The 25,130-nt window shown below is 66.8% G+C and carries 27 protein-coding genes; 14 read left to right on the top strand and 13 right to left on the bottom strand.

The window, feature by feature from the left end; genetic code table 11:
* Window positions 1-905 (bottom strand): HAMP domain-containing protein (locus AC3WLC_RS14070; protein ID WP_493684511.1); only part of this gene is annotated, 905 nt, incomplete at its 3' end.
* A gap of 448 nt (window positions 906-1,353) precedes the next feature.
* On the opposite strand from AC3WLC_RS14070, the gene AC3WLC_RS14065 reads away from it, so the two are divergent.
* The 3 genes from AC3WLC_RS14065 to AC3WLC_RS14055 all read left to right on the top strand — a co-directional run bounded on the left by AC3WLC_RS14065 (window position 1,354) and on the right by AC3WLC_RS14055 (window position 4,473).
* On the top strand, window positions 1,354-2,052 hold the full coding sequence (locus AC3WLC_RS14065; RefSeq protein ID WP_493684559.1) for a L,D-transpeptidase: 699 nt from the start codon (window positions 1,354-1,356) through the stop codon (window positions 2,050-2,052).
* A 191-nt stretch (window positions 2,053-2,243) separates the two neighbouring features.
* Window positions 2,244-3,548: a UDP-glucose dehydrogenase family protein gene (locus AC3WLC_RS14060; protein WP_493684510.1), complete on the top strand. Its 1,305-nt coding sequence runs from the start codon at window positions 2,244-2,246 to the stop codon at window positions 3,546-3,548.
* 121 nt (window positions 3,549-3,669) lie between these two features.
* Entirely contained in the window at window positions 3,670-4,473 is an 804-nt protein-coding gene (locus AC3WLC_RS14055) for a DUF2076 domain-containing protein (protein WP_493684509.1), read from the top strand.
* Between the two features lie 100 nt (window positions 4,474-4,573).
* Here AC3WLC_RS14055 and AC3WLC_RS14050 read toward each other — a convergent pair whose 3' ends face one another.
* Window positions 4,574-4,969 carry a nuclear transport factor 2 family protein gene (locus AC3WLC_RS14050; protein ID WP_493684508.1) on the bottom strand — a complete coding sequence of 132 codons (396 nt, stop codon included), beginning with the start codon at window positions 4,967-4,969 and terminating at the stop codon, window positions 4,574-4,576.
* A 112-nt stretch (window positions 4,970-5,081) separates the two neighbouring features.
* Between AC3WLC_RS14050 and AC3WLC_RS14045 the strand changes: the two genes are divergently transcribed.
* Complete coding sequence (locus tag AC3WLC_RS14045; protein ID WP_493684507.1) at window positions 5,082-6,071, top strand: LysR family transcriptional regulator; 990 nt, start codon at window positions 5,082-5,084, stop codon at window positions 6,069-6,071.
* Between the two features lie 79 nt (window positions 6,072-6,150).
* Here AC3WLC_RS14045 and AC3WLC_RS14040 read toward each other — a convergent pair whose 3' ends face one another.
* Complete coding sequence (locus AC3WLC_RS14040) at window positions 6,151-6,963, bottom strand: L,D-transpeptidase (RefSeq protein WP_493684506.1); 813 nt, start codon at window positions 6,961-6,963, stop codon at window positions 6,151-6,153.
* Between the two features lie 300 nt (window positions 6,964-7,263).
* A complete protein-coding gene (locus AC3WLC_RS14035) occupies window positions 7,264-8,688 on the bottom strand; it encodes a lipopolysaccharide biosynthesis protein (RefSeq protein WP_493684505.1) in 1,425 nt (474 codons plus the stop codon).
* 137 nt (window positions 8,689-8,825) lie between these two features.
* Here AC3WLC_RS14035 and AC3WLC_RS14030 point away from each other — a divergent pair, with 137 nt between their 5' ends.
* The 4 genes from AC3WLC_RS14030 to AC3WLC_RS14015 all read left to right on the top strand — a co-directional run bounded on the left by AC3WLC_RS14030 (window position 8,826) and on the right by AC3WLC_RS14015 (window position 11,800).
* Entirely contained in the window at window positions 8,826-9,590 is a 765-nt protein-coding gene (locus AC3WLC_RS14030) for a sulfite exporter TauE/SafE family protein (protein WP_152017169.1), read from the top strand.
* 65 nt (window positions 9,591-9,655) lie between these two features.
* Complete coding sequence (locus tag AC3WLC_RS14025) at window positions 9,656-10,156, top strand: GNAT family N-acetyltransferase (protein ID WP_493684504.1); 501 nt, start codon at window positions 9,656-9,658, stop codon at window positions 10,154-10,156.
* Window positions 10,153-10,995 (top strand): DMT family transporter, encoded by an 843-nt coding sequence (locus AC3WLC_RS14020; RefSeq protein WP_493684503.1) that lies wholly within the window; start codon window positions 10,153-10,155, stop codon window positions 10,993-10,995. Before AC3WLC_RS14025 ends, AC3WLC_RS14020 begins: the two co-directional genes overlap by 4 nt.
* A 106-nt stretch (window positions 10,996-11,101) precedes the next feature.
* Window positions 11,102-11,800, top strand: a complete 699-nt coding sequence (locus AC3WLC_RS14015; protein WP_493684502.1) for a DUF930 domain-containing protein — start codon at window positions 11,102-11,104, stop codon at window positions 11,798-11,800.
* Window positions 11,801-11,805: 5 nt separating this feature from the next.
* Here AC3WLC_RS14015 and AC3WLC_RS14010 read toward each other — a convergent pair whose 3' ends face one another.
* Both AC3WLC_RS14010 and AC3WLC_RS14005 read right to left on the bottom strand, forming a co-directional pair.
* On the bottom strand, window positions 11,806-12,183 hold the full coding sequence (locus AC3WLC_RS14010) for a VOC family protein (RefSeq protein ID WP_493684501.1): 378 nt from the start codon (window positions 12,181-12,183) through the stop codon (window positions 11,806-11,808).
* Between the two features lie 23 nt (window positions 12,184-12,206).
* Entirely contained in the window at window positions 12,207-12,707 is a 501-nt protein-coding gene (locus AC3WLC_RS14005) for a hypothetical protein (protein WP_493684500.1), read from the bottom strand.
* Window positions 12,708-12,793: 86 nt separating this feature from the next.
* On the opposite strand from AC3WLC_RS14005, the gene AC3WLC_RS14000 reads away from it, so the two are divergent.
* Window positions 12,794-13,603 (top strand): helix-turn-helix transcriptional regulator, encoded by an 810-nt coding sequence (locus tag AC3WLC_RS14000; protein WP_493684499.1) that lies wholly within the window; start codon window positions 12,794-12,796, stop codon window positions 13,601-13,603.
* A gap of 7 nt (window positions 13,604-13,610) precedes the next feature.
* Here the strand turns inward: AC3WLC_RS14000 and AC3WLC_RS13995 are convergent, their stop codons facing one another.
* From AC3WLC_RS13995 to AC3WLC_RS13985, 3 genes are all read right to left on the bottom strand, one after another.
* The gene (locus AC3WLC_RS13995) at window positions 13,611-13,877 is read right to left on the bottom strand and encodes a hypothetical protein (protein ID WP_493684498.1); all 267 of its coding nucleotides are present in this window, start codon (window positions 13,875-13,877) and stop codon (window positions 13,611-13,613) included.
* Between the two features lie 189 nt (window positions 13,878-14,066).
* Complete coding sequence (locus AC3WLC_RS13990) at window positions 14,067-14,552, bottom strand: PaaI family thioesterase (protein WP_493684497.1); 486 nt, start codon at window positions 14,550-14,552, stop codon at window positions 14,067-14,069.
* Between the two features lie 128 nt (window positions 14,553-14,680).
* Window positions 14,681-15,136 carry a MarR family winged helix-turn-helix transcriptional regulator gene (locus AC3WLC_RS13985; protein WP_493684496.1) on the bottom strand — a complete coding sequence of 152 codons (456 nt, stop codon included), beginning with the start codon at window positions 15,134-15,136 and terminating at the stop codon, window positions 14,681-14,683.
* A 217-nt stretch (window positions 15,137-15,353) separates the two neighbouring features.
* Here AC3WLC_RS13985 and groES point away from each other — a divergent pair, with 217 nt between their 5' ends.
* The 5 genes from groES to AC3WLC_RS13960 all read left to right on the top strand — a co-directional run bounded on the left by groES (window position 15,354) and on the right by AC3WLC_RS13960 (window position 21,627).
* The gene (gene groES, locus AC3WLC_RS13980) at window positions 15,354-15,641 is read left to right on the top strand and encodes a co-chaperone GroES (RefSeq protein WP_137883337.1); all 288 of its coding nucleotides are present in this window, start codon (window positions 15,354-15,356) and stop codon (window positions 15,639-15,641) included.
* Between the two features lie 47 nt (window positions 15,642-15,688).
* Window positions 15,689-17,326: a chaperonin GroEL gene (gene groL / locus AC3WLC_RS13975; RefSeq protein ID WP_493684495.1), complete on the top strand. Its 1,638-nt coding sequence runs from the start codon at window positions 15,689-15,691 to the stop codon at window positions 17,324-17,326.
* A 279-nt stretch (window positions 17,327-17,605) separates the two neighbouring features.
* Window positions 17,606-18,895: a TAXI family TRAP transporter solute-binding subunit gene (locus AC3WLC_RS13970; RefSeq protein WP_493684494.1), complete on the top strand. Its 1,290-nt coding sequence runs from the start codon at window positions 17,606-17,608 to the stop codon at window positions 18,893-18,895.
* 116 nt (window positions 18,896-19,011) lie between these two features.
* Window positions 19,012-19,395, top strand: a complete 384-nt coding sequence (locus AC3WLC_RS13965) for a DoxX family protein (RefSeq protein ID WP_493684493.1) — start codon at window positions 19,012-19,014, stop codon at window positions 19,393-19,395.
* Window positions 19,396-19,527: 132 nt separating this feature from the next.
* Window positions 19,528-21,627, top strand: coding sequence for an ABC transporter ATP-binding protein/permease (locus AC3WLC_RS13960; protein WP_493684492.1), 2,100 nt, complete (start codon window positions 19,528-19,530; stop codon window positions 21,625-21,627).
* 290 nt (window positions 21,628-21,917) lie between these two features.
* Here the strand turns inward: AC3WLC_RS13960 and AC3WLC_RS13955 are convergent, their stop codons facing one another.
* From AC3WLC_RS13955 to AC3WLC_RS13940, 4 genes are all read right to left on the bottom strand, one after another.
* The gene (locus AC3WLC_RS13955; RefSeq protein ID WP_493684491.1) at window positions 21,918-22,397 is read right to left on the bottom strand and encodes an META domain-containing protein; all 480 of its coding nucleotides are present in this window, start codon (window positions 22,395-22,397) and stop codon (window positions 21,918-21,920) included.
* Between the two features lie 167 nt (window positions 22,398-22,564).
* Window positions 22,565-23,560: an ATP phosphoribosyltransferase gene (hisG, locus tag AC3WLC_RS13950; protein ID WP_493684490.1), complete on the bottom strand. Its 996-nt coding sequence runs from the start codon at window positions 23,558-23,560 to the stop codon at window positions 22,565-22,567.
* Window positions 23,557-24,663, bottom strand: a complete 1,107-nt coding sequence (locus tag AC3WLC_RS13945; protein WP_493684489.1) for an ATP phosphoribosyltransferase regulatory subunit — start codon at window positions 24,661-24,663, stop codon at window positions 23,557-23,559. The genes hisG and AC3WLC_RS13945 overlap by 4 nt, the downstream gene beginning before the upstream one ends.
* A gap of 142 nt (window positions 24,664-24,805) precedes the next feature.
* Window positions 24,806-25,120, bottom strand: a complete 315-nt coding sequence (locus tag AC3WLC_RS13940; protein WP_493684488.1) for a GIY-YIG nuclease family protein — start codon at window positions 25,118-25,120, stop codon at window positions 24,806-24,808.
* Window positions 25,121-25,130: the final 10 nt, after the last annotated feature.

The following is a 25,130-nucleotide window of genomic DNA, read 5'->3' as shown; positions in this document are numbered from 1 at the left end:
CGCGCCGAGAAATCCCCCGCAGCCGCCGCCGCAACCACCTCGCCAACATCCGTAACCACAACAGACATCGCGTCGGCCGAGCGAATCCGGTCCGCCGCGGCGGCACGCTCCTGCTCCTGAAGCAGCGCGACCTGCTCGGTGCTCTGGCGCAGAACCGCCACCGACCGCGCCATGTCGCCGATCTCGTCATGCCGCGTGGTGTGCGGCACGGCGATTGCGGTCTCGCCCGCGGTGAGACGGCTCATGCTGGCGCTGAGATCGAGCAGCGGGCGCGTGATCGAGCGCTGCGCGAACAGCACCGCCGCTGCGAGCGAGGCCAGCAAGGCCGCGAACAGCACCGCCGGGAGAATCCACTGCACCTGGCGTGTGAAGGCGGCAGCCTCGTCGGAGAGCCGATTGCCGACGTCTTCGTTGCGCTTGCCGAAGGCGACGAGCTGGTCGTTCAGCGCCTTGCGATTGGCGCGGTTCTCATCGTTGTTGCCCTGCTGGTTGGCAGCCGCGGTCGAAACCTCGCGGCCGAGGCGAATCAGCTCCGCGCGGAAGGTGACGAACTCCTCGACCAGTTTCTGCAGCTTGAGCGCAGGCTCACGCTCCTGCGCCGGCACCAGTGCGACCAGATCGGCGGCGAGCTTGCGCATCACCGGGAAGCGCGCCTCCTTCGGCTTGGCGAAGGCCTCCGCCTCCTTGGCGTCCTTCGACATGTAGATGCCGCGGGAATCCATCACCACGGCGAAGACCTGCGTGTTGAGCCGCTCGGTGACCAGAGCGATCTCGCCCTGGACATCGGAGCGCGCATTGAGATCGTTGGAGCGCGACAAGGCGTAGAGACTCAAGGCCGCCGTGAGCACTGCGCCAGCGACGATGATCGCGAGCATCGCCAGCACTTTGGAACGGATCGACTTCATTGCGTGACTTCCACTTGTCTTGTCTCGCCACCTTCGCGAGCGTTATTGCATTGCAGCAAGGCTCAACCCGAACCCGGCTAACCAAGAGTCATGGTAGATAACCCCCTAAGAGCGGCTTAAGGTCCGCCGCGGCAGTGCCCCTTTGACCGGGTTACGGCGGGGACATGCAACCTGTCGCCGCCAAGCGAGCCTTACGACATGCAGCTGCGGCATATCGGACTGTGGCATTCCGGCCACGCTGTGCGTCGGCCATGATTTCGCCACATGCTTTTCACCCCGACGCCATGCGAGACCGTGAAGTGAAGAGGACCAGCCGGCGAGAATTCATTGGAACTTGTCGGCAATTCATCTGTTTCCGCTGCCAGCCGCCGCCCAATCCAAGAGCCGAGTGATGTCCACCCCCCTGCCTGACGCCCCCACCGCCTGCTCCCGCCGCCGCTTCCTGACGATGGTTTCGGCCTTCGTCCCCGTCGGCCTCGCCGGCTGCGTCAGCGGCCCGCAGCAGCCCTTCGAAGCCCGGACGCCGGTTCACCAGAACGCCGCCTTCCTGTCGATGTATGACGAGCGACCCGACGAGCGGCATCCGCTGCCGGCGACCGACATCGACGAGGTCGACACCCGCTTCCTGCGCCAGGAGGTCGACTACCGGACCCCGGAGCGGCCCGGCACGATCGTGGTCGACACCTCGGCCCGCTATCTCTACCTCGTCCGCGAGAACGGCCGCGCCATCCGCTACGGCATCGGCGTCGGCAAGCAGGGCATGTCCTGGCGCGGCCGCGCCACGGTCGCCCGCAAGGCGGAATGGCCGCGCTGGACCCCGACCGCCGCGATGATCGCCCGCGAGCCGGAGCGGAATGCCCGCTGGGCCGGCGGCATGGCCGGCGGCATCGAAAACCCGCTCGGCGCCCGCGCGCTCTACCTCTACCAGGGCAACCAGGACACGCTGTACCGCATCCACGGCACTAGCGAGCCCTGGTCGATCGGCAAGGCGGTGTCCTCGGGCTGCATCCGCCTGTTCAACCAGGACATCATCGACCTCCACAGCCGCGTCCCGACCGGCACCCCCGTGGTCGTGCTGAACCGCAACCCGATCGGGGAGCCCGAGATCGACGAGACCGACGCGCCGCTGCCGCCGGACGATATCTGAGACTCGCAGCCGCAACAGCCGGCTGCTTTCGGCAAAGGGCGGCTCGCAGCCGCCCTTTTTTCATGCCGTCATGGTCCCTTCGCCAGATCGGGCTACTCCGCCAGCCCCGGGCGGCTGCGATTTGCCTCGGCGCGGTTTTGCGCTACGCCCTGCCGGTCGGCAGCCCGCCGACGAGACGATGAGACCGCCAGATGCGCGTGACGATGATCGGTTCAGGCTATGTCGGCCTGGTCTCCGGAGCCTGCTTCGCCGATTTCGGCCATGAGGTGACCTGCGTCGACACCGACGCCGGCAAGATCGCCGCCCTGAAGCGCGGCGAGATCCCAATCTACGAACCCGGCCTCGACGACCTCGTCGCCAACAATGTCCGCGCCGGGCGGCTCTCCTTCACCACCGAGCTCGCCGGGCCGGTCGCGGCGGCGGACGCCGTCTTCATCGCGGTCGGCACGCCCTCGCGTCGCGGCGACGGCCATGCCGACCTGTCCTATGTGCACCAGGCGGCGCGCGACGTCGTCGCCGCCATCGACGGCTTCACCGTCGTCGTCACCAAGTCGACCGTGCCGGTCGGCACTGGCGACGAGGTCGAGCGGATCATGCGCGAAACACGCCCGGATGCCGATTTCGCCGTGGTGTCCAATCCGGAATTCCTGCGCGAGGGCGCGGCGATCGCCGACTTCAAGCGGCCGGACCGCATCGTGATCGGCACCGAGGACGACCGCGCCCGCAAGGTGATGGAGGATCTCTACCGGCCGCTCTACCTCAATGCGGCGCCGCTGCTGTTCACGGCGCGGCGGACCTCCGAGCTGATCAAATACGCCGGCAACGCCTTCCTCGCGACCAAGATCACCTTCATCAACGAGATGGCGGACCTGTGCGAGCGGGTCGGTGCCAATGTCCAGGAAGTGGCGCGCGGCATCGGCCTCGACAACCGCATCGGCGGCAAGTTCCTGCATGCCGGTCCGGGCTATGGCGGCTCCTGCTTTCCGAAGGACACGCTCGCGCTGATCAAGACGGCGCAGGACATGGAAAGCCCCCTGCGCCTGGTCGAGACCGTCGTCGCGGTCAACGACCAGCGCAAGCGCGCGATGGCGCGCAAGGTCATCGCCGCCTGCGGCGGCTCGGTCCGGGGCAAGCGCATCGCCCTCCTCGGCCTCGCCTTCAAGCCGAACACCGACGACATGCGCGAGGCACCCTCGCTCGCAATCGTCACCGCACTGCTCGATGCCGGCGCCGAGATCACCGCCTATGATCCTGAGGCGATGGCGAGCGCCAAGGCGCTGATGCCCGAGATCGCCTACGCGCCCGACGCCTATTCCTGCCTCGACGGGGCGGATGCGCTAGTGATCGTCACCGAATGGGACGCTTTCCGCGCTCTCGACCTCGACCGCGTCAAGGCCGCGCTCCGGCATCCCGTCGTCATCGACCTGCGCAACATCTACCGCTCCAGCGAGATGCGCGAGCGCGGCTTCACCTATGTCAATGTCGGGAATGCCTGAAGCACCGCCCGTGGCGGCGCGACAGAAAGGTGCCGGGCCATCGCCTTGATAGCGTCATAAGCCGTCACCACCTTTCGAGGCGACAGGGCGACCGCCCTGTCCACCATGAGAGGAGATGACGATGACGCCGCAAGAACGCGACGTGATCGCCGGGATTTTCGATCGCCTGCGCCAGGCGGAAAACCAGCCCCGCGACCCCGAGGCTGAGCGCTACATCGCCGACCGGCTGCGCGAACAGCCCTATGCCGTCTATGCGATGGCACAATCGGTCTATGTGCAGGAACAGGCCCTCACCAGTCTGCAGGGCCAGATCGACCAGCTGCAGGCCGAGGTCGAGCGCCTGCGCAGCCAGCCGCCCGCTCCTGCCCCGGCGCAGCAGTCCGGTGGCTTCCTGTCGGGCATCTTCGGCGGCGGCGCGAGCCAGCCGGCCCGCTCCGGCTCGGTGCCGTCCTTCCCGCAGCGCGCTGCGCCGCAGCCGGCTTCGCCGCCTTGGGGCGGCCAGGCCGCAGCGCCGCAGCAGGGCATGGCCCCGCAGCAAGGCATGGGCGCGGCCCCTGCCCCCGGCCCTTGGCAGAACCAGGCGGCCCAGCCGCAGGCTCCGGCCCGTGGCGGCGGCTTCATGGCGAGCGCGCTGACGACGGCGGCCGGCGTCGCCGGCGGCATGGTCGCCGGCAACATGCTGATGAACGCGCTCGGCGGCAACAAGAGCGCCGCGAGCGAGGCCAAGCCGGCCGAAGCGAGCACCGCGCAGAACAAGGACGCCTCGCAGACCAACGAGGCTGCGCAGAACACGCAGACGGCGGCCGACCAGCAGCCGGCGGCGGAGCCGCAGCAGGCCCAGCCGGAGCCGACCTATCAGGACGCCAGCTACGACGACGGCAGCTATGACGACGGCTCGGGCGGTGGCGACGACGACTGGGCCTGAGCGCCACACTGCTCCCTGAAACGAAGAGGCCCGCCTGGCGACAGGCGGGCCTTTTTCGTTTGAAGGAAGGGCCGGCGAGGCGACGGTAACGGTCGAACCCTCAGGCCAACGTCTCGGCGATGAACACCTTCTGGACGATCTGCCAGCGCCCGTTGAGGTAGAAGCAAGACAGCAGGTCGGTCATTTCGCGAGGCGGAATCCGCACGCGCAGCTTGAGCAGCGCCATGTCGCGAGTCACGGCGATGGAGAGGATCTGGTCGGCGCGCACGCTGCCCGCATCCCGCGGAGACGTCAGGCTCCGGACCATATCGAGCCAGGCGGCAACAGGAGTGACCACTACGCTGTTGCCATCACCGCGCCGGGTGACAAAAGCGGCGGGGTCGAAGATGGTCGCAAAACTGTCGGCATCCATCGCATAGACAGCGTCGAAATAGGTTTTCGTCAAAGCGACCAACTCATCTATATTTTCCGGCGAGGGCATATCCTGTGATGTCATTATGATTTCCTTCAATTTCAGAACTCGACCGAGTATAAATATGAGCAGGTGGATTTTTTAATATGCACACTCTAATCAGCCTTATAAGCTGAGCTAAGCAATCGAGACGATCATGAACCCGTCCCTTTTGTCTGCCGGAGACTTCAACCAGCTCCGAGCCTTCGTGGCAGTCGCCGGCTCGCTGAACTTCAGCCGAGCGGCAGAAAGGCTCGGAGTATCATCCTCGGCGTTGAGCCAGATGGTCCGCGCGCTTGAGGAGCGGGTCGGAGTCAGCCTGTTCAACCGCACCACCCGCAGCGTCTCCCTGACCGAGGCGGGGGCCAAGCTGTTCGAACGGGTGCGGCCCGCCGTCGAGGAGCTGGCGGAGGCACTGGGCGAGACCCGCGAGCGCCGCGCCAATCCCGCCGGGACCGTGCGGATACACTGCTTCCCGGGGGCGGCGGACCTCCACCTGACCCCGATCCTGCGGGGATTCAGCGACGCCTATCCGCAGGTCACGCTCGACATCACCCTCGACGATGCCGTCGTGAACATCGTCGCGGAAGGCTATGACGTCGCCATCCGGCTCGGCGAGGTGATCGACAAGGACCTCATCGCCGTGAAGCTCGGCCCGGAGCTGCGCCAGACCGCGGTGGCCTCGCCCGACTATCTCGCCCGGCACGGAACCCCGGCCCATCCGCGAGACCTTCTCGCCCATCGCTGCATCTGCTGGCGCTGGCTGGGGCAGAAGACGCCGTACAAATGGGAGTTCATGGAAAACGGCAAATGGTTCGAGGTCGCCGTCGATGGTCCCCTGATCTCCAACAGGAAGGACTTCGGGGTGCAAGCGGCGGTCGACGGCATCGGAATCGCATTCGCCAGCCAGCAGCTGATTGCGGCCCACATCACTGAGGGCCGCCTCGTCCCGCTGCTCGAGGCCTGGTCTGCGCCCTTCCCCGGTTATTACCTGTGCTATCCGGCCCAGCGGCAAATGGCGCCATCGCTGCGCGCCGTGATCGACACCATCCGCGGCGGCCTGCGCGCAACGAACGCGGCCGGGGCGGCGGTCGGCACGGCGGCGATGACGATGGCGCGGGCGGCGGACACGACCGCGCCCGAATGAGCGCCCCGCACGCTCCTGAAACGAAAGAGCCCGCCTGGCGACAGGCGGGCCCTTTCCGTCGCGCGATGTGCGGCCGGCCTCAGATCACGAAGACCTTGGCGCCGACGCGGACACGCTCGTAGAGGTCGATCACGTCCTCGTTATTCATGCGGATGCAGCCGGAGGACACGGCCTGGCCGATCGTGTTCGGCTCGTTGGTGCCGTGGATGCGGTAGAGCGAGGAGCCGAGATACATGGCGCGGGCGCCGAGCGGGTTCTCGGGGCCGCCCGCCATGAAGCGCGGCAGATCGGGCCGGCGCTTCAGCATCTCGGCCGGTGGCGTCCAGCTCGGCCATTCCGCCTTGCGGGTGACCGCCTTCATGCCGGCCCATTCGAAGCCGGGGCGGCCGACGCCGATGCCGTAGCGCAGGGCGCGACCGCCGGGCTGGACCAGGAAGAGGAAGCGACGCGGCGTGTCGATGACGATGGTGCCCGGCTTGTGCGGTCCGTCATAGGCGACTTCCTGCTTCTGGAAGCGCGGATCGAGGGTGCGCGCGATCGGCCGCTCCGCCGGGATCGGCTCGCCGAGGGCGGCGGAGCGGCGCTCGCGGCGCGGCTCCATCGGATCGCCCTGGATCGGCACCGGCGCCTCATAGTCCGAGAGGCGGCGCATCGCCGGCTGCTGGCCATAGGCGCCGCGCTGCGGGCGGTTGTAGACCGCCCCGCCCCGGCCATAGTCGGTCGGGTCCCGGCCGGTCATCATCATCTCGATGAAGCCGCCGCCATATTGGCCGCGGCCGGCCGAATGCGTGACCATCGGATCGGCGGGGCGCCAATAGGTCTCGGCATTAGCCTTGGCCGACAGCAGCACGCCGCCAAGCACGGCAAGGGGAACGAGATAGAGCGGACGCATGACGCAACTCTCTTGACGCAACTGTCAGGAAGCGTGAGGCGATGCGTTGAAATGAATGGTGAATCGTTGACTCTATCGGCCCCGGAACCGGCCTGATCGCTCGAATTCCCGGGATTAACCTTAGCGATCCCCGAGCAAACGCGGTAAACGCAGGGTTCACACCCTTCTTGAGCGTTTTCGATCGCACTGGATCGCGAGAACCGTCATTGCGAGGAGCGCAGCGACGAAGCAATCCAGGAGAACGTAGAGCGCTGCCGCTCCTGGATTGCTTCGCTGTGCTCGCAATGACGATCTACCCCGTCAGCGCCGGCTCCTGCGCATAGCGAACCAGAGCCGCAGCAGCGTCCGGCAGCGGGCGACGTCGAAGGCGAGCATCAGCCCGCCATAGACGACGAGGCCGAGCGTTGCCTGCAGCAGCAATTCGGGCAGCGGATTGAAGCGGCCGGAGAGCGGCCAGACCACCACCGCCATGGCGACGACCGCCGCGACGATGATGCCGACCTCCCGCCAGTTCGGGCGGACGGGCAGTGAGCGCAAGGCCACCCAGCCGGTAATGGCGAGGACCACGAGGAAGCTGACGGTCTGGCCGAGCGCATAGCGTTCCGGGCCGAGCGCACCGGCAGCGAAGACAAGAGCGAGATTGGCAAGGAGGCCCATGATGGCAGCCAGCGTGACCAGGCCGGTGCGCTTGCCGAGCAGGAAGACCGGGTAGATGCCGGCGGCGAAGATCGCGAGTGCGACGAGGCCTGGCAGGAGCAGCCGCAGATAGCCAGCGAAGTGGCCGTGGAATTGCGCCGGCACCAACAGAGCCTCGAAGGCCGGCAACACCAGGAAGAGGCCGGCGGCCACCGGCAGCGAGACCATCAGCACGATCACGAAATTGGCGGCGATGCGCTTCTGCGCCGCGCGCTCACCCTTGGTCTCGTCGAGCCGCAGCACCTCGCGCAGCATGACGATCTCCAGCGTCGAAGCCAGCATGCCGAACAGGCGCAGGCCCATATCGGCGGCGAGCGAGAAATAGCCGGCCTCGGCGAAGCCGTCGCTGTCGGCGAGCAGCGAGCGGTTGAGCAACGGGATCAGCGAATAGATCGCGTTAGCGCCGACGATCGGCAGAGCATAGCGCGCGAAGCCCAGCGCAAGATCACGCCGCGCCGCCGACCAGGAGAGCGGCGCGTCCGCCAGCGCCCGCCGCACCGCCAGCAAGGCCGCCATGGCGCTGAGGACGCCGCCGAACATCACGACCGTGGCGTCGCGCGTCCACCAGGCACCGCCGACCATCAGCACCAGCGCCAGCACGTTCTTGATGATGATCAGGCGGGCATAGGCCGCATCGAGGAAGCGAGCCCGGGCGATGGCGCCGTGATAATCGAACAGGCCGGCGCAGATGCCGCCCAGCACCGAGCCGGCGACGAGCATGACCGGCAGGCCGAAATCGACGCCGGCGACGACCGCCGCGACCAGCAGGCCGCACAAGACAAGCGTGATCCCCGCGCTCAGCACATCGAGGGTCGCCCGGATCTGCGGCTGTTCCTCCCGGCTCTTCTGCGAGTAGAAACGGACGGCCGAGAGCCTGATCCAGTCGAGCAGCGCGGTGTTGAGCAGCACGAGCATCGCCGCGCCGATGGCGTAGCGGCCGAATTCGGCGGGGCCGAGGAAATAGGCGATAAGCAGTCCGAGGACGAAGTTCAGCCCGGCATTGATCACGAAGGGCAGGAGTACGGTCATGACGCCATCGCGAAGGGGCAAGCCGACTCAGCACCGGCCGCGCATGACTGCGCTGATCCCGCCTAACCGCCAAACCGCGCCTGTCCAAGCGGAAACTGGCGCGGCCTCACTCCGCGCCGTCATGACGGGCTGAGCCAATGCCGGGCGATCCGATGTTCTATCTCGTCGGCTGGACCACCACCCTGCTGATGGGCATCGGCAAGGGCGCCTTCGGCGGCGGGCTCGCCATCCTCGGCGTGCCGCTGCTGGCGCTCGTGGTCGATCCCTTGCAGGGCGCGATCATGGTGGCGGTGCTGATCGCCGCGATGGACCTCTTCGCCATCGGCAGCTTCGGCGTCTCGACCTGGTCGAAGCCTGACCTCGCCTGGCTGATCCCCGGCCTGATCGTCGGCATCGCGATCGGCTATGCCGTCTTCCTGATCGTCGACGCGCGTATCGTCACGCTGATCATCGGCGTCATCACGCTCGCCTTCACGGCGCACTGGTTCCTGCGCGGCCGCACCGCGCCCGCCGGGCAGCTACCGGTCTCGCCGCCATTGGCCCTGCTGGCCGGCACGGCCTCGGGCTTCACCACCTTCGTCGCCCATGCCGGCGGCCCGCCGGTCGCGATGTACCTCCTGGCACGCGGGCTTTCCAAGACCGCCTTCGTCGGCACGACCATCGCCTTCTTCATGCTCGGCAACCTCTTGAAGCTGCCACCCTATCTGGCGCTCGGCCTGAAGCAGCCGCAGGCGCTCTGGGCGGCCCTCGCCTTGCTGCCGGCGGCGCCGATCGGCGTCTGGATCGGCCGCTGGCTGCATGAGCGTCTCGACCAAAAGCGGCTGTTCTTCGCCTGCTATCTGCTGCTTGCCGCAGCCGCGCTGAAGCTGACGACAGACGCCGCGCTCGCATTGCTGCGATAACGGCATGGCAGGAGCGCGAGCGCCCCATCTTTGCAGCGGACAGGATTGGCCCTAAGCGCTGTGTCATGACCGCCCTGCCCGCCCTTCGCGACGCCACCGACGCCGATTCGGAGCCGCTCGCCGCCCTGATTGCCGCGACTTTCGCCGAGTATCCGAACTGCTGGTTCGACTGGTCGGAATTCCCGGAGCTGCGCCGCCCGGCCAGCCATTATGCGCAAAAGGGCGGAAAGCTCTGGGTCGCGGATGGGCCGGACGGGCGCATCGCCGGCTCGATCGCCGTCGTGCCGGTGCCGGACCAGAACGCGGTCGAGCTGTTCAAGGTCTATGCCGATCCGAGCCAGCGCGGCAGCGGGCTGGCGCAGGCGCTGTTCGCCCGCACGCTCGCCTTCGCGCAGGCCGGCGGCTATGGCGAGATGATGCTGTGGTCGGACAGCAAGTTCGCCCGCGGCCACCGCTTCTACGAGAAGCTCGGCTTCGTGCGCTGGCCGGGTGAGCGCTATCTCGCCGACATCTCCTCGACCTGGGAATACCATTTCCGCAAGCCGCTCGCCCCGGCGCGGACATGAACGCCAATACAGCGCTGCGCGCCGCGCTCGGCATCGCCCTGCTCACCGCGATGGACGCGGTGATCAAGGCGCAGATGCAGCAGCACCCATTCCTGCTGGCGCTGTTCATGCGCTTTGCGGCAGGGGCCTTCTGCGCGATCATCGTTGTTGCGGTGCTGCGGCCGGCGCGGCCGACACGCACGAGCCTGATCGGCAACAGCATCCGCATCCCGCTGGTCATCGTCACCGCCGGCAGCTTCTTCTATTCGATCTCGGTGCTGCCGCTGGCCGAGGCGCTGACGCTCTCCTTCCTCGCCCCGGTCTTCGTCGCCCTGCTCGGGGCGCTGATCCTGAAGGAACGGCTCGACGGGCGCATCCTGCAGGCGCTCGGCTTCGGCCTCGCCGGCATGCTGGTGATGGTCTGGCCGCGCCTGCAGGGCGGCGTCACCGGTGCCGAGCTCGGCGTCGCCGCGGCGCTGGTTTCGGCGATCTCCTATGCCTTCAACCTGATCCTGCTGCGCACGATCGCGGTGAAGGAGCACCCGGCGATCATCGTGCTGTTCCAGAATGCCGGGCCGGCGCTGTGCCTGGCCTGGCCGGCTTATTACGTCTTCCAGCCGATGAGCGCGGGCGACCTCCTGACCTATCTCTGCGGCGGCGCGCTCGGTGTCGCCGGTCACCTGTCGCTGACTTCGGCCTTCGCCCGGGCGCCGGCCTCGCGGCTGGCGCCGATCGAGTACACGGCGCTGGTCTGGGCGAGCCTGCTCGGCTGGTTCGTCTTCAGCGAAGCGCCGCTCTGGACCACCTATGCTGGCGCCGCCCTGATCGTCGCAGGCGCCTTCGCCGTCAGCCGGCGCTGATCTTCGCCGCAAATTGGCCGGATTGGTCGGCTTCTGCACGGAGCAACACAAGGGAGCGATCGCCCGCCCATGCCCGCCTTCCATCCCAACGGCGATTGACCGAAGCATGCAGCGCGCCGGCATCGCTGCTCGCGTCCTGCGCGAACCCGGCCTTCCCGCCGCGCTCTGCTTCCATCTCCTGTTCGGCCTGCTGCTCGCCATCCGGACGCTCAGCAGCTTCACACCGCCGATCGAGACGAGCGTCGAGGTCGAGCTGGTCGCTCCGGAGGCGCTGACGCCACCAGCACCGCCGCCCGCGCCTGCCAAGGCACCCGCTCCTCCTCCGGCGGCCGAGATCGCGTCACCTCCGCAACCGGCGCCCACCACCCCACCGCCGGAGAAGCCCGTTACCCCGCCTGCTCCACCGCCAGCCGAACCTCCGGCGATGATCACGGCCCGGACGCTGCATTCCGAGAGCGTGCTAGCCAATCCGCGTAGTCGTGGAGCGCGCGAGGCGTTGAAGACGCTCGAGGCGAGCGAACGCATCGAGCAGCTCTGCAATCTCGAGGCGATGAGCCAGATCCATGCCTGGAAGGCGGAGTTCGAGCCGGATCGCGTCGTGGCTTTCGCCATGGGCGGCACTAAACTGACGAAGAGCGCCCTCGAAGCGGAGGGAGCCGCCTTCCGCAGCCGCAAGCAATGGTACGGCCTGCGATTCCGCTGCGAGATGGCGGCGAACGGCAAGGTCGCTGGCTTCCAGTTCCGCGTCGGCGAGGCAATCCCACGCAGCGAATGGGCGGCGCACGACCTGCCGCCCGAGCATTAGCGGCCTCAGGCCGGCTTACCGCAATAGGCCTCCAGTCGGTAGCCGTCGGGATCGACGACGAAGGCGGCATAGTAGTCAGGGCCGTAGGATTCGCGCAGGCCTGGCTTGCCGTTCTCGGTCCCGCCCGCCGCCAGTGCAGCCGCGTGGAAAGCATCGACGCTCTGGCGGGTCGGTGCGACGAAACAGAAGTGCAGGTTCGAGTCGCGGTCGGGCGGCACCGGCGCCGAGACCGCGCCGATCCAGAGGCCGACACTCCCCTTGCCATAGCCGAGCGAGCTTTCGTCGCTGCTCAGGCACTCGTAACCCAGCGCGCCAAGCGCGGCGTCGTAGAAGCGTCTGCTGCGGGCGATCTCGCGAACGCCGATCGAGATGTGATCGAACATGATGGCCGTCCTCCTTCCGATTGTCAGGCTTTGATGCGCTTGGCGCGGAAATCGGCCTGGACCTGCCAGCTCGCACCGCCATCGCGTGAGCGGTCGCCGATCCAATGGAACGAATCCGGCGTGATCTTAGTGAAACGCCAGCGGATTGCGGTGCCGTCGTCGAGCTCGCCGTGCTGGACGATGTCCCGGCCTTCGGCACGGCCGAGCTGGCGCGTGTAGTACTGCTTGAGCGGATCGCTCCAGAGGATGTGCCAGGCGTCCTGCCCGGGGTCGTAGATGCGTAGCGTCGTGCCTTGGAAGAAGCCCGGCAGGCTCCAGACATCCTGCACAGCGCGACCGCCTAAGACCCAACCGAAATGGATCTCGCCCTTGGCTTCATGACGCTGGTCGTCATCGGTATGCATCACGGCATCCATGGTCCAGGCCCCGACGAACTGACCGTAGAGGGCGAGTTTCTCTGCGTATTCAGGCGACGGCCCGGCGGCGATGAGGACATCGGCCAGCATCGATGGCGCTGCTGTCATGATCGGGCTCCGCGTGGATCAAGTTGGCACCCAGCTAGCTCCGGAGCCTCGGGCTTCGCTTGGGAAAAACTGCTAAACTCGCTGATATGACCGCAACCGCTCATCTCCTGGCGTCGGGCCCCGGCTGGCGGGTCAGCGACATCGTCTGCACGGCCGGCCCTGACGACCGCGCCTTCGAGGAAGCGCATACGCAGCACTGCATCGCCATCGTTCGCAGCGGCTCGTTCCGCTACCGCTCGACGCAAGGCAGCGCCGTGCTGGCGCCGGGCTCGCTATTGCTCGGCAATCGTGGCGCCTGCTTCGAATGCGGCCATGAGCATGCGGCCGGCGATCGCTGTCTCGCCTTCCAGTTCGAACCGGCCTGGCTCGAAGGCATCGTCGCGGCCGTGCCGGGCGCCCGGCAGATCGGTTTCGCACAGGCGCATCTGCCGCCCCTCGCGCCGCTCGCCGGTGTCGTCGCCGAAGCGGAAATCGCGGTAGACGAGCCCGAGAGGCTGGAGGAAACCGCGCTGCGCCTCGCCGGCGCCGTGGCGAGCGTGCTGTCAGGCGCAAAACCCGGGATCTCAACGCCGGGCGCTCGCGACCAGCGCCGGATCACGCGGGCGCTGCGCCATATCGAGGCGCATTGCGAAGACGCTCTCTCGCTCGATGAACTGGCGCGGCAGGCGGCGATGAGCCCCTATCATTTCCTGCGGACGTTCCGGGCGCTGGTCGGGATGACGCCACATCAATATGTGCTGCGCACCCGTCTGCATCGCGCGGCCCTGCTTTTGCGCCGGACCGATCAGCCGGTCGCGGGCATCGCCTTCGATTGCGGCTTCGGCGACCTCTCGACCTTCAATCGCCGCTTCAAGCGGGTGATGGGCGAGAGCCCGGGCAACTATCGCGGCGGGTAAGCGGCGCTCAGCGCTTTGCCCAGCGGTGATAGGTCAAAGCGAGGGCGATGCAATGCGCCAGCGGCTCGGCCGGCGGCGCGCGCTCGACAGCGAAGATCAGCGCCCGGTTGCCGTCATAGCTGAACTGCCCGGAGTAATGGTGCCTGAACGTCTCGATCAGGCTGGTCTGGCAGTGGACATAGAGCGCGTAATGCGTCGACGAGCCTTTCAGCGCGTCAGCCCGCACGGTCGTCCTGTCCTCGGCCGCCTGGGCAACCAGGCAGGCTCGCCCCATTTCAGCGTTTCCGTGAGCGGCCCTATTTCGGGACTCCCAGCGGCGACCTCGAGGATCATCTGACGCAGACGCAGCATGGGAGGCCGAAGCGGTTCCGGCAGCACTCGAAACTTCGCTTCGACGGCCGCGTCGGTGAATGGCGCAAATGTCACGAGCCGCTCCTGCCCACCAGCAGAGGCGGCGCTCCGATCAGCGTCCCGCTCCCGCCTTCGCGCCGAAGATCATGCAGGTCTCGGTGCCGTGCGCCAGCAGCTTGCCCTGCGCATCGACCAGCTTGCCCTCGCTGGTCGCGACCGAGCCGCCGCGATGGATCAGCTTGCCCTCGCAGCGCACCGGGCCGCTGGCGGGCATGACCGGGCGGACATAGTTCAGCTTCATCTCCAGCGTGGTGTAGCCCTCGCCAACCCGCAGCGTCGAATGCACGGCGCAGGCCATGGCGGAATCGAGGATCGTCGCCGTCCAGCCGCCATGGATCGTCCCCAGCGGATTGAAGAAGCGCGGCGAGGGCGTGCCAACGAAGACCACCCTGCCCTCCTCGACCTCGGCGATATCGAAATCCATGGCGTCGGCGAAGGGCGGGCCGGGATGGCGCCCCTCGACGATCCCGAGCAGGAAGGATACGCCGTCCTCCGCCAGCAGGACATCACGGCTGACGACACCGACCTGGCGGGACATGCAGAATCTCCATCTCTATCGTGTAGATGCACGATAGAGATGGCTGCGCGTCGTGGTCAAGGAGGACTTGCCGTTGCGCCCGCCCGCCTCTGGATTGCTTCGTCGCTTTGCTCCTGGCAATGACGGTACTAGCCGACTTCCCGCGCCGCCCGCCGGATCGCCTTCAGATTATCGCGCGTCTCGCTCCAGCGCTCCTGCCCGAGCCCGCCTTCGATCCTATCCTGCGCCGCGCGCCAGTAGGGAATCGCCGCCTCGATCGCGGCACGGCCCTTCTCCGTCACGGCATAGGTCAGCGCCCGGCCCTTGCAGTCGACCGGCTCGATCAGCTTCTCGGCGGCGAGCAATTGGAGGTTCCGCGTCAGCGAGGTCCGCTCCAGCGCGAAGCGGTCGGCGAGTTCCGTGACCGAGCGCCAGGCGCCGGTCGAGAGCGCCGAGAGCAGCACGAACTGGGTGATCTTGAGGCCGCTCGGCCGCATCGCCTCGTCATAGGCGCGGGTCACGGCCCGCGCCGTCATGCGCACATGCAGCACCACGCAGGAGCGGGCGATGTCGTCGAGCTTGAGATCGGCTACCGGCGTCGTCATCTCGCCACGATAGCCGGTTTAATGTGCCGCCGCAGCAGCATAGATCGGCGACCGCTGGTCGCGTTCACCTTTTGCGCGGCGCTTTCCTTGACTCCGGCAGACCCCGCGCCTATCTCCGCGACGTCGGTTAGCACTCACCTGGTGAGACTGCTAACAGATCCTTTCCGCGGGCCATTCAGAGCCCGTCCAGAATACGACCCGAGAGGAAGACAGAACCATGAAGTTCCGTCCGCTGCATGACCGCGTTGTGGTCCGTCGCCTTGATGGCGAAGAGAAGACCAAGGGTGGCATCATCATCCCCGACACCGCCAAGGAAAAGCCCCAGGAGGGCGAGGTCGTCGCCGTTGGCGCCGGCGCCCGCGACGACGCCGGCAAGCTGGTTGCGCTCGATGTCAAGAAGGGCGATCGCGTCCTCTTCGGCAAGTGGAGCGGCACCGAGGTCAAGATCGACGGCCAGGATCTCCTGATCATGAAGGAATCCGACATCATGGGCATCGTCGGCTGAGCAGCCTGACGCCCACCCGTCCGTAGAGTTCAATCAGGAGTAGTCTCATGGCTGCCAAAGAAGTTCGCTTTTCCACCGACGCCCGCGACAAGATGCTGCGCGGCGTGGACATCCTCGCCAATGCCGTGAAGGTCACGCTCGGTCCGAAGGGCCGCAACGTCGTGATCGAGAAGTCGTTCGGCGCCCCGCGCATCACCAAGGACGGCGTCACCGTCGCCAAGGAGATCGAGCTCGCCGACAAGTTCGAGAACATGGGCGCTCAGATGGTCCGCGAAGTCGCTTCGCGCCAGAACGACCATGCCGGCGACGGCACCACCACCGCCACCGTGCTCGCCCAGGCGATCGTCCGTGAAGGCGCCAAGTCGGTTGCGGCCGGCATGAACCCGATGGACCTGAAGCGCGGCATTGACCTGGCCGTCGAGGCCATCGTCGCCGACCTCAAGAAGAACTCCAAGAAGGTCACCTCGAACGCGGAAGTCGCGCAGGTCGGCACCATCTCGGCGAACGGCGACGAGTCGGTCGGCAAGATGATCTCGACCGCGATGCAGAAGGTCGGCAACGAGGGTGTCATCACCGTCGAGGAAGCCAAGACCGCCGACACCGAGCTCGACGTCGTCGAGGGCATGCAGTTCGACCGTGGCTATCTCTCGCCCTACTTCATCACCAACGCCGAGAAGATGGTCGCCGAGCTCGAGGACCCCTACATCCTCATCTTCGAGAAGAAGCTGTCGTCGCTCCAGGCGATGCTGCCGATCCTCGAGGCCGTCGTGCAGACCGGCAAGCCGCTGCTGATCATCGCCGAGGACGTCGAGGGCGAGGCTCTCGCCACGCTCGTCGTCAACAAGCTCCGTGGCGGCCTGAAGGTCGCTGCCGTCAAGGCTCCGGGCTTCGGTGACCGCCGCAAGGCCATGCTCGAGGACATCTCGATCCTGACCGCCGGCCAGATGATCTCGGAAGACCTCGGCATCAAGCTCGAGACCGTGACGCTCAACATGCTCGGCCGCGCCAAGAAGGTGCGCATCGAGAAGGAGAACACCACGATCATCGACGGCGCCGGCAAGAAGAAGGACATCGAGGGCCGCGTCGCGCAGATCAAGGCGCAGATCGAGGAGACCACCTCGGACTACGACCGTGAGAAGCTCCAGGAGCGTCTGGCCAAGCTCGCCGGCGGCGTCGCGGTCATCCGCGTCGGCGGCGCGACCGAGGTCGAGGTCAAGGAGAAGAAGGATCGCGTTGACGATGCCCTGAACGCCACCCGCGCTGCGGTGGAAGAAGGCATCCTGCCGGGCGGCGGCGTCGCCCTCCTGCGTGCGCTGTCCTCGGTCAAGGGCATCAAGACCCAGAACGACGACCAGAAGACCGGCGTCGAGATCGTCCGCAAGGCGATCGCTGCTCCGGCCCGCCAGATCGTCGACAACGCCGGCGGTGACGGTGCGGTCGTGATCGGCAAGCTGCTGGAGTCGAAGGACTACGCCTGGGGCTACAACGCCCAGACCGGCGAGTACGGCGACCTGGTCAAGGCCGGCATCATCGACCCGACCAAGGTCGTGCGCACGGCGATCCAGGACGCGGCTTCGATCGCCGGCCTGCTGATCACCACCGAGGCGATGATCGCCGAGTCGCCGAAGAAGGACGCCCCGATGCCCCCGATGGGCGGCGGCGGCATGGGCGGCATGGACTTCTGATAAGAAGCCCAGCCCTCGCCTTTGCGAGAACTATGGAGGCCCGGCGCAAGCCGGGCCTTTTTCGTCACACCACCCAAGATCCTGGCGGTATCGACCGGGACAATCTTGCCAGCTGCCGCAAGGTTCTTCCAACTGTAGACACCGCACGACTATCCCGCTCCCCGTGAGTCGGACCGGCCTTTCGCCATCGCGCGCGACCACGAGGCCATACCCGCGCGACGGGCGGAGCGGAGATCATCAATGGTTCGGCGGTCTGCTGTGATTGTCGGCGTCTACGCCATGATCGGCTTCCTGGCGGTAGCAGCCGCAGCCGCGAGCGGCTGGTACGCCTTCCGGGATACCCCGCCGATGGTCCTGTCGGTCGCGGTCGGCGGCAAGGGCGGCAATGTCGATCAACTGATGGGCGAGGTCCGCGACCTCGTCGCGACGCAGTCGAAGACCATCCGCCTCGAAATCGTACATACCGATGGCTCGGCGACGAATGCGCGCCTGGTTGCAGACGGCAAGGCGGCCCTCGCCTCGGTCCAGGCCGATATCATGACCGCGCCGACCGTCAGGGCCGTCGCAGTCGTGGCACGCGAGCATTTCCAGCTGATCGCGCGTCGCTCGTCCGGGATCAGAAGCCTGCGGGATTTGGCCGGCAAGCGCCTGGCCCTTCCGCCGGAAGGTACCTCCGGCAACCAGAACTTCTTTGCGCTCGCGCAGCATCACGACCTGCCATTGGCCGAGATCACGATCAGCGCCGGCCCTGTCAACGACAACTTCGCAGCGCTGGAGCGCGGCGAGATTGATGCGATCGCCTTCGTCAGGGCGCTACGCGATCCGGCCACAGTCGAGGTCATGCGGCGCCTGCAGCAACGCGGCGACGGGCTCTTCTTCGTACCGGTCGAGCAGGCCTCAGCGATCCGGTTGGTGAAGCCCTATGTCAGCGAAAGCAGCATCAGCCAGGGGACCTATCAGGGATACCCGCCGGTTCCGGAACAGGACACCCCAACGCTGGCGATCGGAATCAATCTTGTTGCGGGCGTCAAAGTGCCGGACGCCGCCGTCGAGGAACTGACACGCATCCTGTTCGAAGAGCAGTTGCGTCTCGCTTTCCGGACACCGCTCGCCGCGGGTATCGCGCGGCCGGCACAGAACGGCCCGTCCGTGGCAATCCATGCTGGCGCAAAAGTCTATTACGACGGCGCCAGGCCGTTCCTTCTGGTGCGCTATCGCGATGAGATCACCTTCATGATCTCGATGCTGACTATCGCGTATTCCGGGGCGATGATGCTGCGGCTGCAGATTCGCAACCGGCGCAAGGTCCGGGTCAGTGCCTATAACGACAAGCTGATAGACATCGCGTCGCGGGCGCAAGAGGCAGATGACCTTGCGACGCTGCACGGCTGCCGGAAGGACCTCAATCTGCTGATCCAGCGGGTGATGAAGGATTTTTCGGAAGAGCGGATATCCGACCAGGGCTTCCACGTGTTTTCGTTGAGCTGGGAGGCCGTGCGCGCCTCGATCGCCGAAGCGATAGGCGAAGCGCGCGCGTCCGGGCAGGCCGGCAAGCGAGTAGCTGCCTAAGCGGCTCGACTTTGCACAGGCATGAGCGCCCGCAGGCTTGCATCGACTTTGGTTGTAAGCCCTAGATCGCGGATGGTGCGGCATCCTGCCGCGCCTGTGCTTTCGGGGGTCCTTCCATGAACAACCCTGCTTTGGGCGATGCCGCCAAACTGGTCGGCCGCATCCTGCTCGCCTTGATGTTCGTGCTTGCAGGCTGGTCGAAGATCACCGGCTATGCCGGCACGCAAGGCTACATGGCCTCGGCCGGCGTCCCCGGCATCCTGCTGCCGCTCGTCATCGTGGTCGAACTGCTCGGCGGCCTGATGATCGTCATCGGCTTCAAGACCCGCCTCGTCGCCCTTGCCCTGTTCGCCTTCACCATCGCCGCCTCGGTGCTGTTCCACATGAACTGGGCGCAGCCGATGCAGCAACTCCTGTTCATGAAGAACCTCTCCGTGGCCGGCGGCTTCCTGGTGCTGTTCGCAGCCGGCGCCGGCGCCTATTCGGTCGACCGGGAGTAAGGTCCATCACAAAACGCTGAAAAAGCGCGGCCCGGTCTTGAGCCGGGCCTTTTTTGTGCGCAGGGCTGATCTACAACGCTCTCTCCTAGGCAGCGCGTCTCCCGCGCTGATTCCCCCGACAAGGACGATGCCATGCGCCTGTTGAGTTTCGCCGTCGCCGCGCTCGCCGTGATCGCGCTCGTGGTCGGCCAGCAAAGCGGCAGCGCCGGCACCCTCGGCCTCGGCGCCGTCGGATTGCTGCTGGCCTTCGCCACCTTCCGGGCCACCGAGATCAGCACCTTCCTGAAGATCTTCTCGGTCATCTTCGCGGTGGAATATGTCGCGACGGGCGCTGGCGCGGTCCTGGCGCAGGCTGGTTTCTGGCCCGCCGACTGGCAGGCGATCGCGCCGCCGGCGAGCCTGCCGACGACGATCGCCGTCTTCGGCATCCTCGTCTATGCGATCTCGTTCATTCCGGCGATCCGGCGCATCGCCCGGCTGGCCTCGCCCTATTTCGAGGCGCCGGAGTCGACCACCGCAAACCTCTGGCCGCTGAAGCCATTCCGGATCGGCACGGGCCGGCTTGGCGTGGCGCTGCTGGTCTTCCTCGTGGTGCTCAACCAGCTCCAGGTCGGCATCTCGCTGCGCCTCTCCTTCTTCAACCGCGATTTCTACAATGCGATCCAGGAGAAGGATGCGAACGGCTTCTGGTACCAGCTGATCTACGTCTTCAGCGTCTGGGCCGCGATTGCGGTCATCTCCAACCTGATCGAGATCGTCGCGAACTATACGCTGTTGATCCGCTGGCGCCGCTGGATGGCCGAGAAATTCAGCGGTGCCTGGCTGAACAACGCCAACCACTACAGGATTTCGCTCGCCGGGACCGCCGACAATCCTGACCAGCGTATCGCCGAAGATACCCGCTCCTTCGTCAACCAGACCTACAACTTCGCCCTGCCGCTACTGACGCAGGTGTCGACCCTTGTCTCGTTCTCGATCATCCTCTGGTCGATCCCGGTCGCCAGCGTCGTCCCCGGCACCGAGATCAGCATTCCCGGCTTCATCTTCTGGATGGCGCTGATCTATTCGGTCGCCGCCACCTGGATCGCCCATCTGATCGGCCGCCCGATGATCGGGCTGGAGTTCGAGCAGGAAAAGCGCGAGGCGAATTTCCGCTACGCTCTGGCGCGTCTGCGCGAGTATTCCGAGCAGATCGCGCTGATGCGTGGCGAGGGTTCCGAGCAGCGCCACCTCAGCGAGCGCTTCGGCGACATCGTCGAGAACTTCTACCGGCTGGTCTGGGCGCGGGTGCGGCTGACGACCTTCACCCTCTCCTTCGGGCAAGCCAACGTCGTCGTGCCCTATATCCTGCTCGCGCCGCATTATTTCTCGGGCAAGATCACGCTCGGCATCATGACCCAGGTCGCCTCGGCCTTCGACCGGGTGCAGACGGCGATGTCGTTCTTCATCGACCGCTACCAGTCGATCGCCTCCTATGTCGCCTCGATCAACCGCCTGACCACCTTCGAGGCCGCGATCGCCCAGGCGAAGGCACAGGGAGCCGGCGGTACGGACGCCGCGATCGAGATCGCGCAGAAGCCGGGCAAGGACACGACGGTCGAGACGCTGGCGCTCACCCTGCCGAACGGCAAGCCGATCGTGAACGTGTCCGACCTGATCCTGCCGGCCGGTCATTCGACGCTGGTCGTCGGCCCCTCCGGCTCCGGCAAGTCGACCCTGTTCCGAGCGCTCGCCGGCATCTGGCCCTTCGGCAAGGGCAAGGTCGCGGCGCCGGCCGGCCAGAGCATGCTGCTGCTGCCGCAGCGGCCCTATCTGCCGCAGGGTTCGCTGCGGGCGGTGCTGTCCTATCCGGCCGAGCCGAACGCCTTCAGCGATGCCGACATCCAGGCGGCGATGGAGAAGGTCAAGCTCGGCCACCTCACCGACCGGCTCGACGAGGTCGACCTCTGGGGCCAGCGCCTGTCCGGCGGCGAGCAGCAGCGCCTGGCCGTCGCCCGCGCGCTGCTGGCCAAGCCCGACTGGCTCTTCCTCGACGAGGCGACCGCCTCGCTCGACGAGACGCTCGAGAACGAGATCTATGCGATGATCCGGCGCGAGCTGCCGCAGACCAGCATCGTCTCGATTGGCCACCGCTCGACGCTGCGCGCCCTGCATGACGGGCTGGTCGCGATGGAGAAGAATGCCGACGGCACCTTCAGCCCGAAGGCGAAGGCCATGGCTGAGGCGGGGTGAGTGTAACCTGTCCCCTCTCCCTTTGCAGGAAAAGGCGATGGCCTTTGCGCTGAGAGAAGCGCTGGAGCGAAGGGTGCGCAAACCCCTACCCCTTGTGGGGAGGGGCAGGGGTGGAGGTCGCAAAGCGGGGACGGCCGGTGGAACCAGACAACGCCGTCGCGGCTGCGGGGCCCCTTTCCCGCTGACATTCGCCAAGCGGCACCACCCCCATCCCCAACCGTTCCCCACAAGGGGGGAAGGGAGAAGTTGGAGCGATCAGCCTATCGCAAAAGAATGAACGGAAGCGCCCGTCAGATGCCGCGGTCGAAGCGGATTTCGCCGGCGCCCGTCTTGATGACGAGGCGGCCTTCGACCAGGTCCCATTGCCGGGCGGTGCGCAGCGCCATCAGATAGCCGCGCTCGAAATCCGAAGCGCTCTTGTCACAGGTCGCTTTGGTCACCGCGATCGGGCCGACGGCGAAGGCCTGCTGGCGCAGCGGATAAGCCGACGCCGAGAAAGTGTTGCAGCCGCCGAAGCCGGTGCCACGCAGATTGGAATCGACCTTCAGCGTGGCACGGAAGCCGTTGATCGGCTTGCCGTTCATCTGGATCGCCGTCCAGGAGGCATCGAGCGGAAAATTCTTCTCCTGCTTCTGCGGCGGAGCTTCCTGCGGCTGCTCGCCACGGGCAGGCATCTGCTGGCGGCGCTGCGCGAGCGCATCGGTCACCAGGACCGGCGACAGGAAAAGAGCGAGGGCGGCCATCAGGCCGAGGCGCGACTGCGTATTCAACTGGTCCAGACCCCGATTGGAAAGAGCGCGACGGAGAACCGACGTCTTCCACTGCACCGATCGCGGTGGCGAGCGCAAGCCTCGATCGCACCGCTCTTGGTGCACCTTGCACTGAAATCGCCTCGCCCGGGTGAATTACCCGGACATTGCGTCGGGAATCCGGCGGTTCAAATCCGCGCCAGCAGCCGCTCGATCAGCGGGTTGGAGCGACGGAAGACGTAGTCGAGCGCCCGCACGGTGATGTCGTCGGCGCCTGCCCTGCTCAACTCCTCGACCAGCGGGAACACCGCCTTGCGCGGACAATGCAGGGTGACGACGCCATCGCCGCCGGCCGTGCCGAAGGGCAGGCGCGCGCCGAGCCGGTGCGCGATCTCGCCGAGCCGCTGCGGCGACACCGCGTTGAGCACGGCGCGGACCTCGCGCAGCGAGCGCGCCTCCTCCTCCGCCGCGATGCGCGACAGGATGGCGCCGGCAGCGTCCCGCGCCTGCTTGCCCCAAGGCGCACGCACGGAGGCGACGAGATTGGCCTCCGACGCCAGGATCACGCCATCGTCCAGCACCTTGAGCGCGTTCGCCGAGAGCGTCGCGCCGGTGGTGGTGATGTCGACGACGATCTCGGCGGTGCCGGCGGCCGGGGCGCCCTCGGTCGCGCCGAGGCTCTCGACGATACGATAGTCGGCAAGGCCGTGGCTGGCGAAGAAGCGCCGGGTCAAGTTCACATATTTGGTGGCGACGCGCAGCTTGCGGCCGTGACGGGCGCGCATGGTCGCGGCGACGTCGTCGAGATCGGCCATGGTGCGGACATCGATCCAGGCCTGCGGCACGGCGACGACGACATTGGCCTGGCCGAAGCCGAGCGGCGCCAGCAGGACCATGCTGGCATCGGCATCGGCGACCTGCTCGCGCACGAGGTCCTCGCCGGTGATGCCCAGATGGGCGGCGCCGGACGACAGCTGCGCGACGATCTCCGAGGCGGAGAGATAGGCGACCTCGGCCCCGCCGAGCCCGGCGATCTGCCCGCGATATTCGCGCTGTCCGCGCGCCTGCACGAAGGAGAGGCCGGCGCGGCCGAAGAAGGCGGTGGCGTTCTCCTGCAGCCGGCCCTTGGAAGGAACGGCGAGGACCAGCGGTGCGTCGTTGGTCTGTGTCATCGTCGCGCTCATGCCTTGCCTCCCGCGAGACGATCAAGCCAGAGCGAGGCGCCGACGGCCGGCACCGGCGCCGGGGCGCCGAGACGCTGCAGCACGCCGTCATAGCGACCACCGCCTGCGATCGGCTTCAGGTCCGGCCGGGCCGGGTCATGCAATTCGAAGATGAAGCCGGTGTAGTAGTCGAGATTGCGGGCGAACCCGGCCGAGAAGGAGATGTTGGCGACATCGACGCCGCGCGCGGCGAGGAAGCCGGTGCGCTCGTCGAAGGCGTCGAGCGCGGCCGACAGGTCGAGTCCGGCTTCGCTGGCAAGCTTGCGCAGGGCGGCGGAGGCGCCGTCGGGATCGCCGCCGATCGCCAGCGCATGCGCGATCACGCCGCTCGCCTCGCCATTGACGGGATTGTCGCGCTCGGCGGCCCGCGCCAGGAAGCGCTCGGCGATGTCGCCGGCCGAGCGGCCGCCGACGGTCGAGATGCCGGCGATCGAGAGCACGTCCTGGACGAAGGCGCGCGCCGCCTTGGGATCCTGCCCTTCCAGCGCCTTGAGCAGGCCAGCATGAGCGTGTTCGACCTCGTTGACCGGCGGCTCGAGCGCGGCGACGGCATCGGCACCCTTGCCCTGGGCGACGGCGCGCATCAGCCGGCGGCGAGCGGCCTGGGGCACGCCGAGCCGATCGAGCAGCGCGGTGAGCAGCGCGACATCGCCCATCAGCAGGCGCGGCCGGGTCAGGCCGAGCGCGGCGGCGGCTTCGACTGTGAGCGCCATGATCTCGGCATCGGCGGCGGCGAAATCGCTGCGACCGAAGGATTCAAGGCCGGCCTGGGCGAATTCGCTCGGCTCGTTCGCGCCGCGCATCCGGAAGACCGGGCCGGCATAGGCGTAGGACGCCGGTTCGCCGGCATGGGCGGCGATATGCGCCAGCGCGACGGGGATGGTGTATTCAGGCCGCAGGCACCATTCGCGCCCGTCATCGTCCTGCGTCAGGAAGATGCGGCGGCGGATATCCTCGCCGGAGAGGTCGAGGAAGGGCTCGACGGGCTGCAGAATCGCCGGCTCGGCGCGCCGATAGCCCTCGCGCTCGAACGGCGCGATCACGGTCTCGAGCTTTGAGCGCATGGCCGGCACTTTACAAAAACCCTGTTGCGGCGCCGTCCTAGCAGGGGCGCGCATGATTTTCGACGGTTTTTAGGGAATTGGGTGAACGGGAATCTGGAAGCCTCGTCATTCTCGGGCGGAGCGAAGCGCAGACCCGAGAATCTCAGGCCGAAAAAGGCTCCCCGCGCGCGATGAAGGCACGCCGATCAGAGAATAAACTCGAACAGATCGTTCCAATCCAGGGTTGTCCTTCTCGATCAGCTCGATCTTCCAGGCTCGTCTCGCGCTGGATCGCCAACTCGATTGTCTCGTGTGGCTCATACCAGACGAGCTTGTCGAGGTTATATCGAGCGGTGAAGCTGCGCCCTTGAAGCAGCCGATGCTCCGACACGCGACGAGCAAGCTCCGCTGTTATAACGATGTACAATGTGCCGCGTGGCTTGTTCGTCATGATGTAGACGAACGAGGACTGGTGCATCGGCTCTCCC

Source organism: Allobosea sp. GW821-FHT03A12 (genome assembly GCF_058986765.1).
This window is presented reverse-complemented; position numbering and strand designations above follow the sequence as displayed.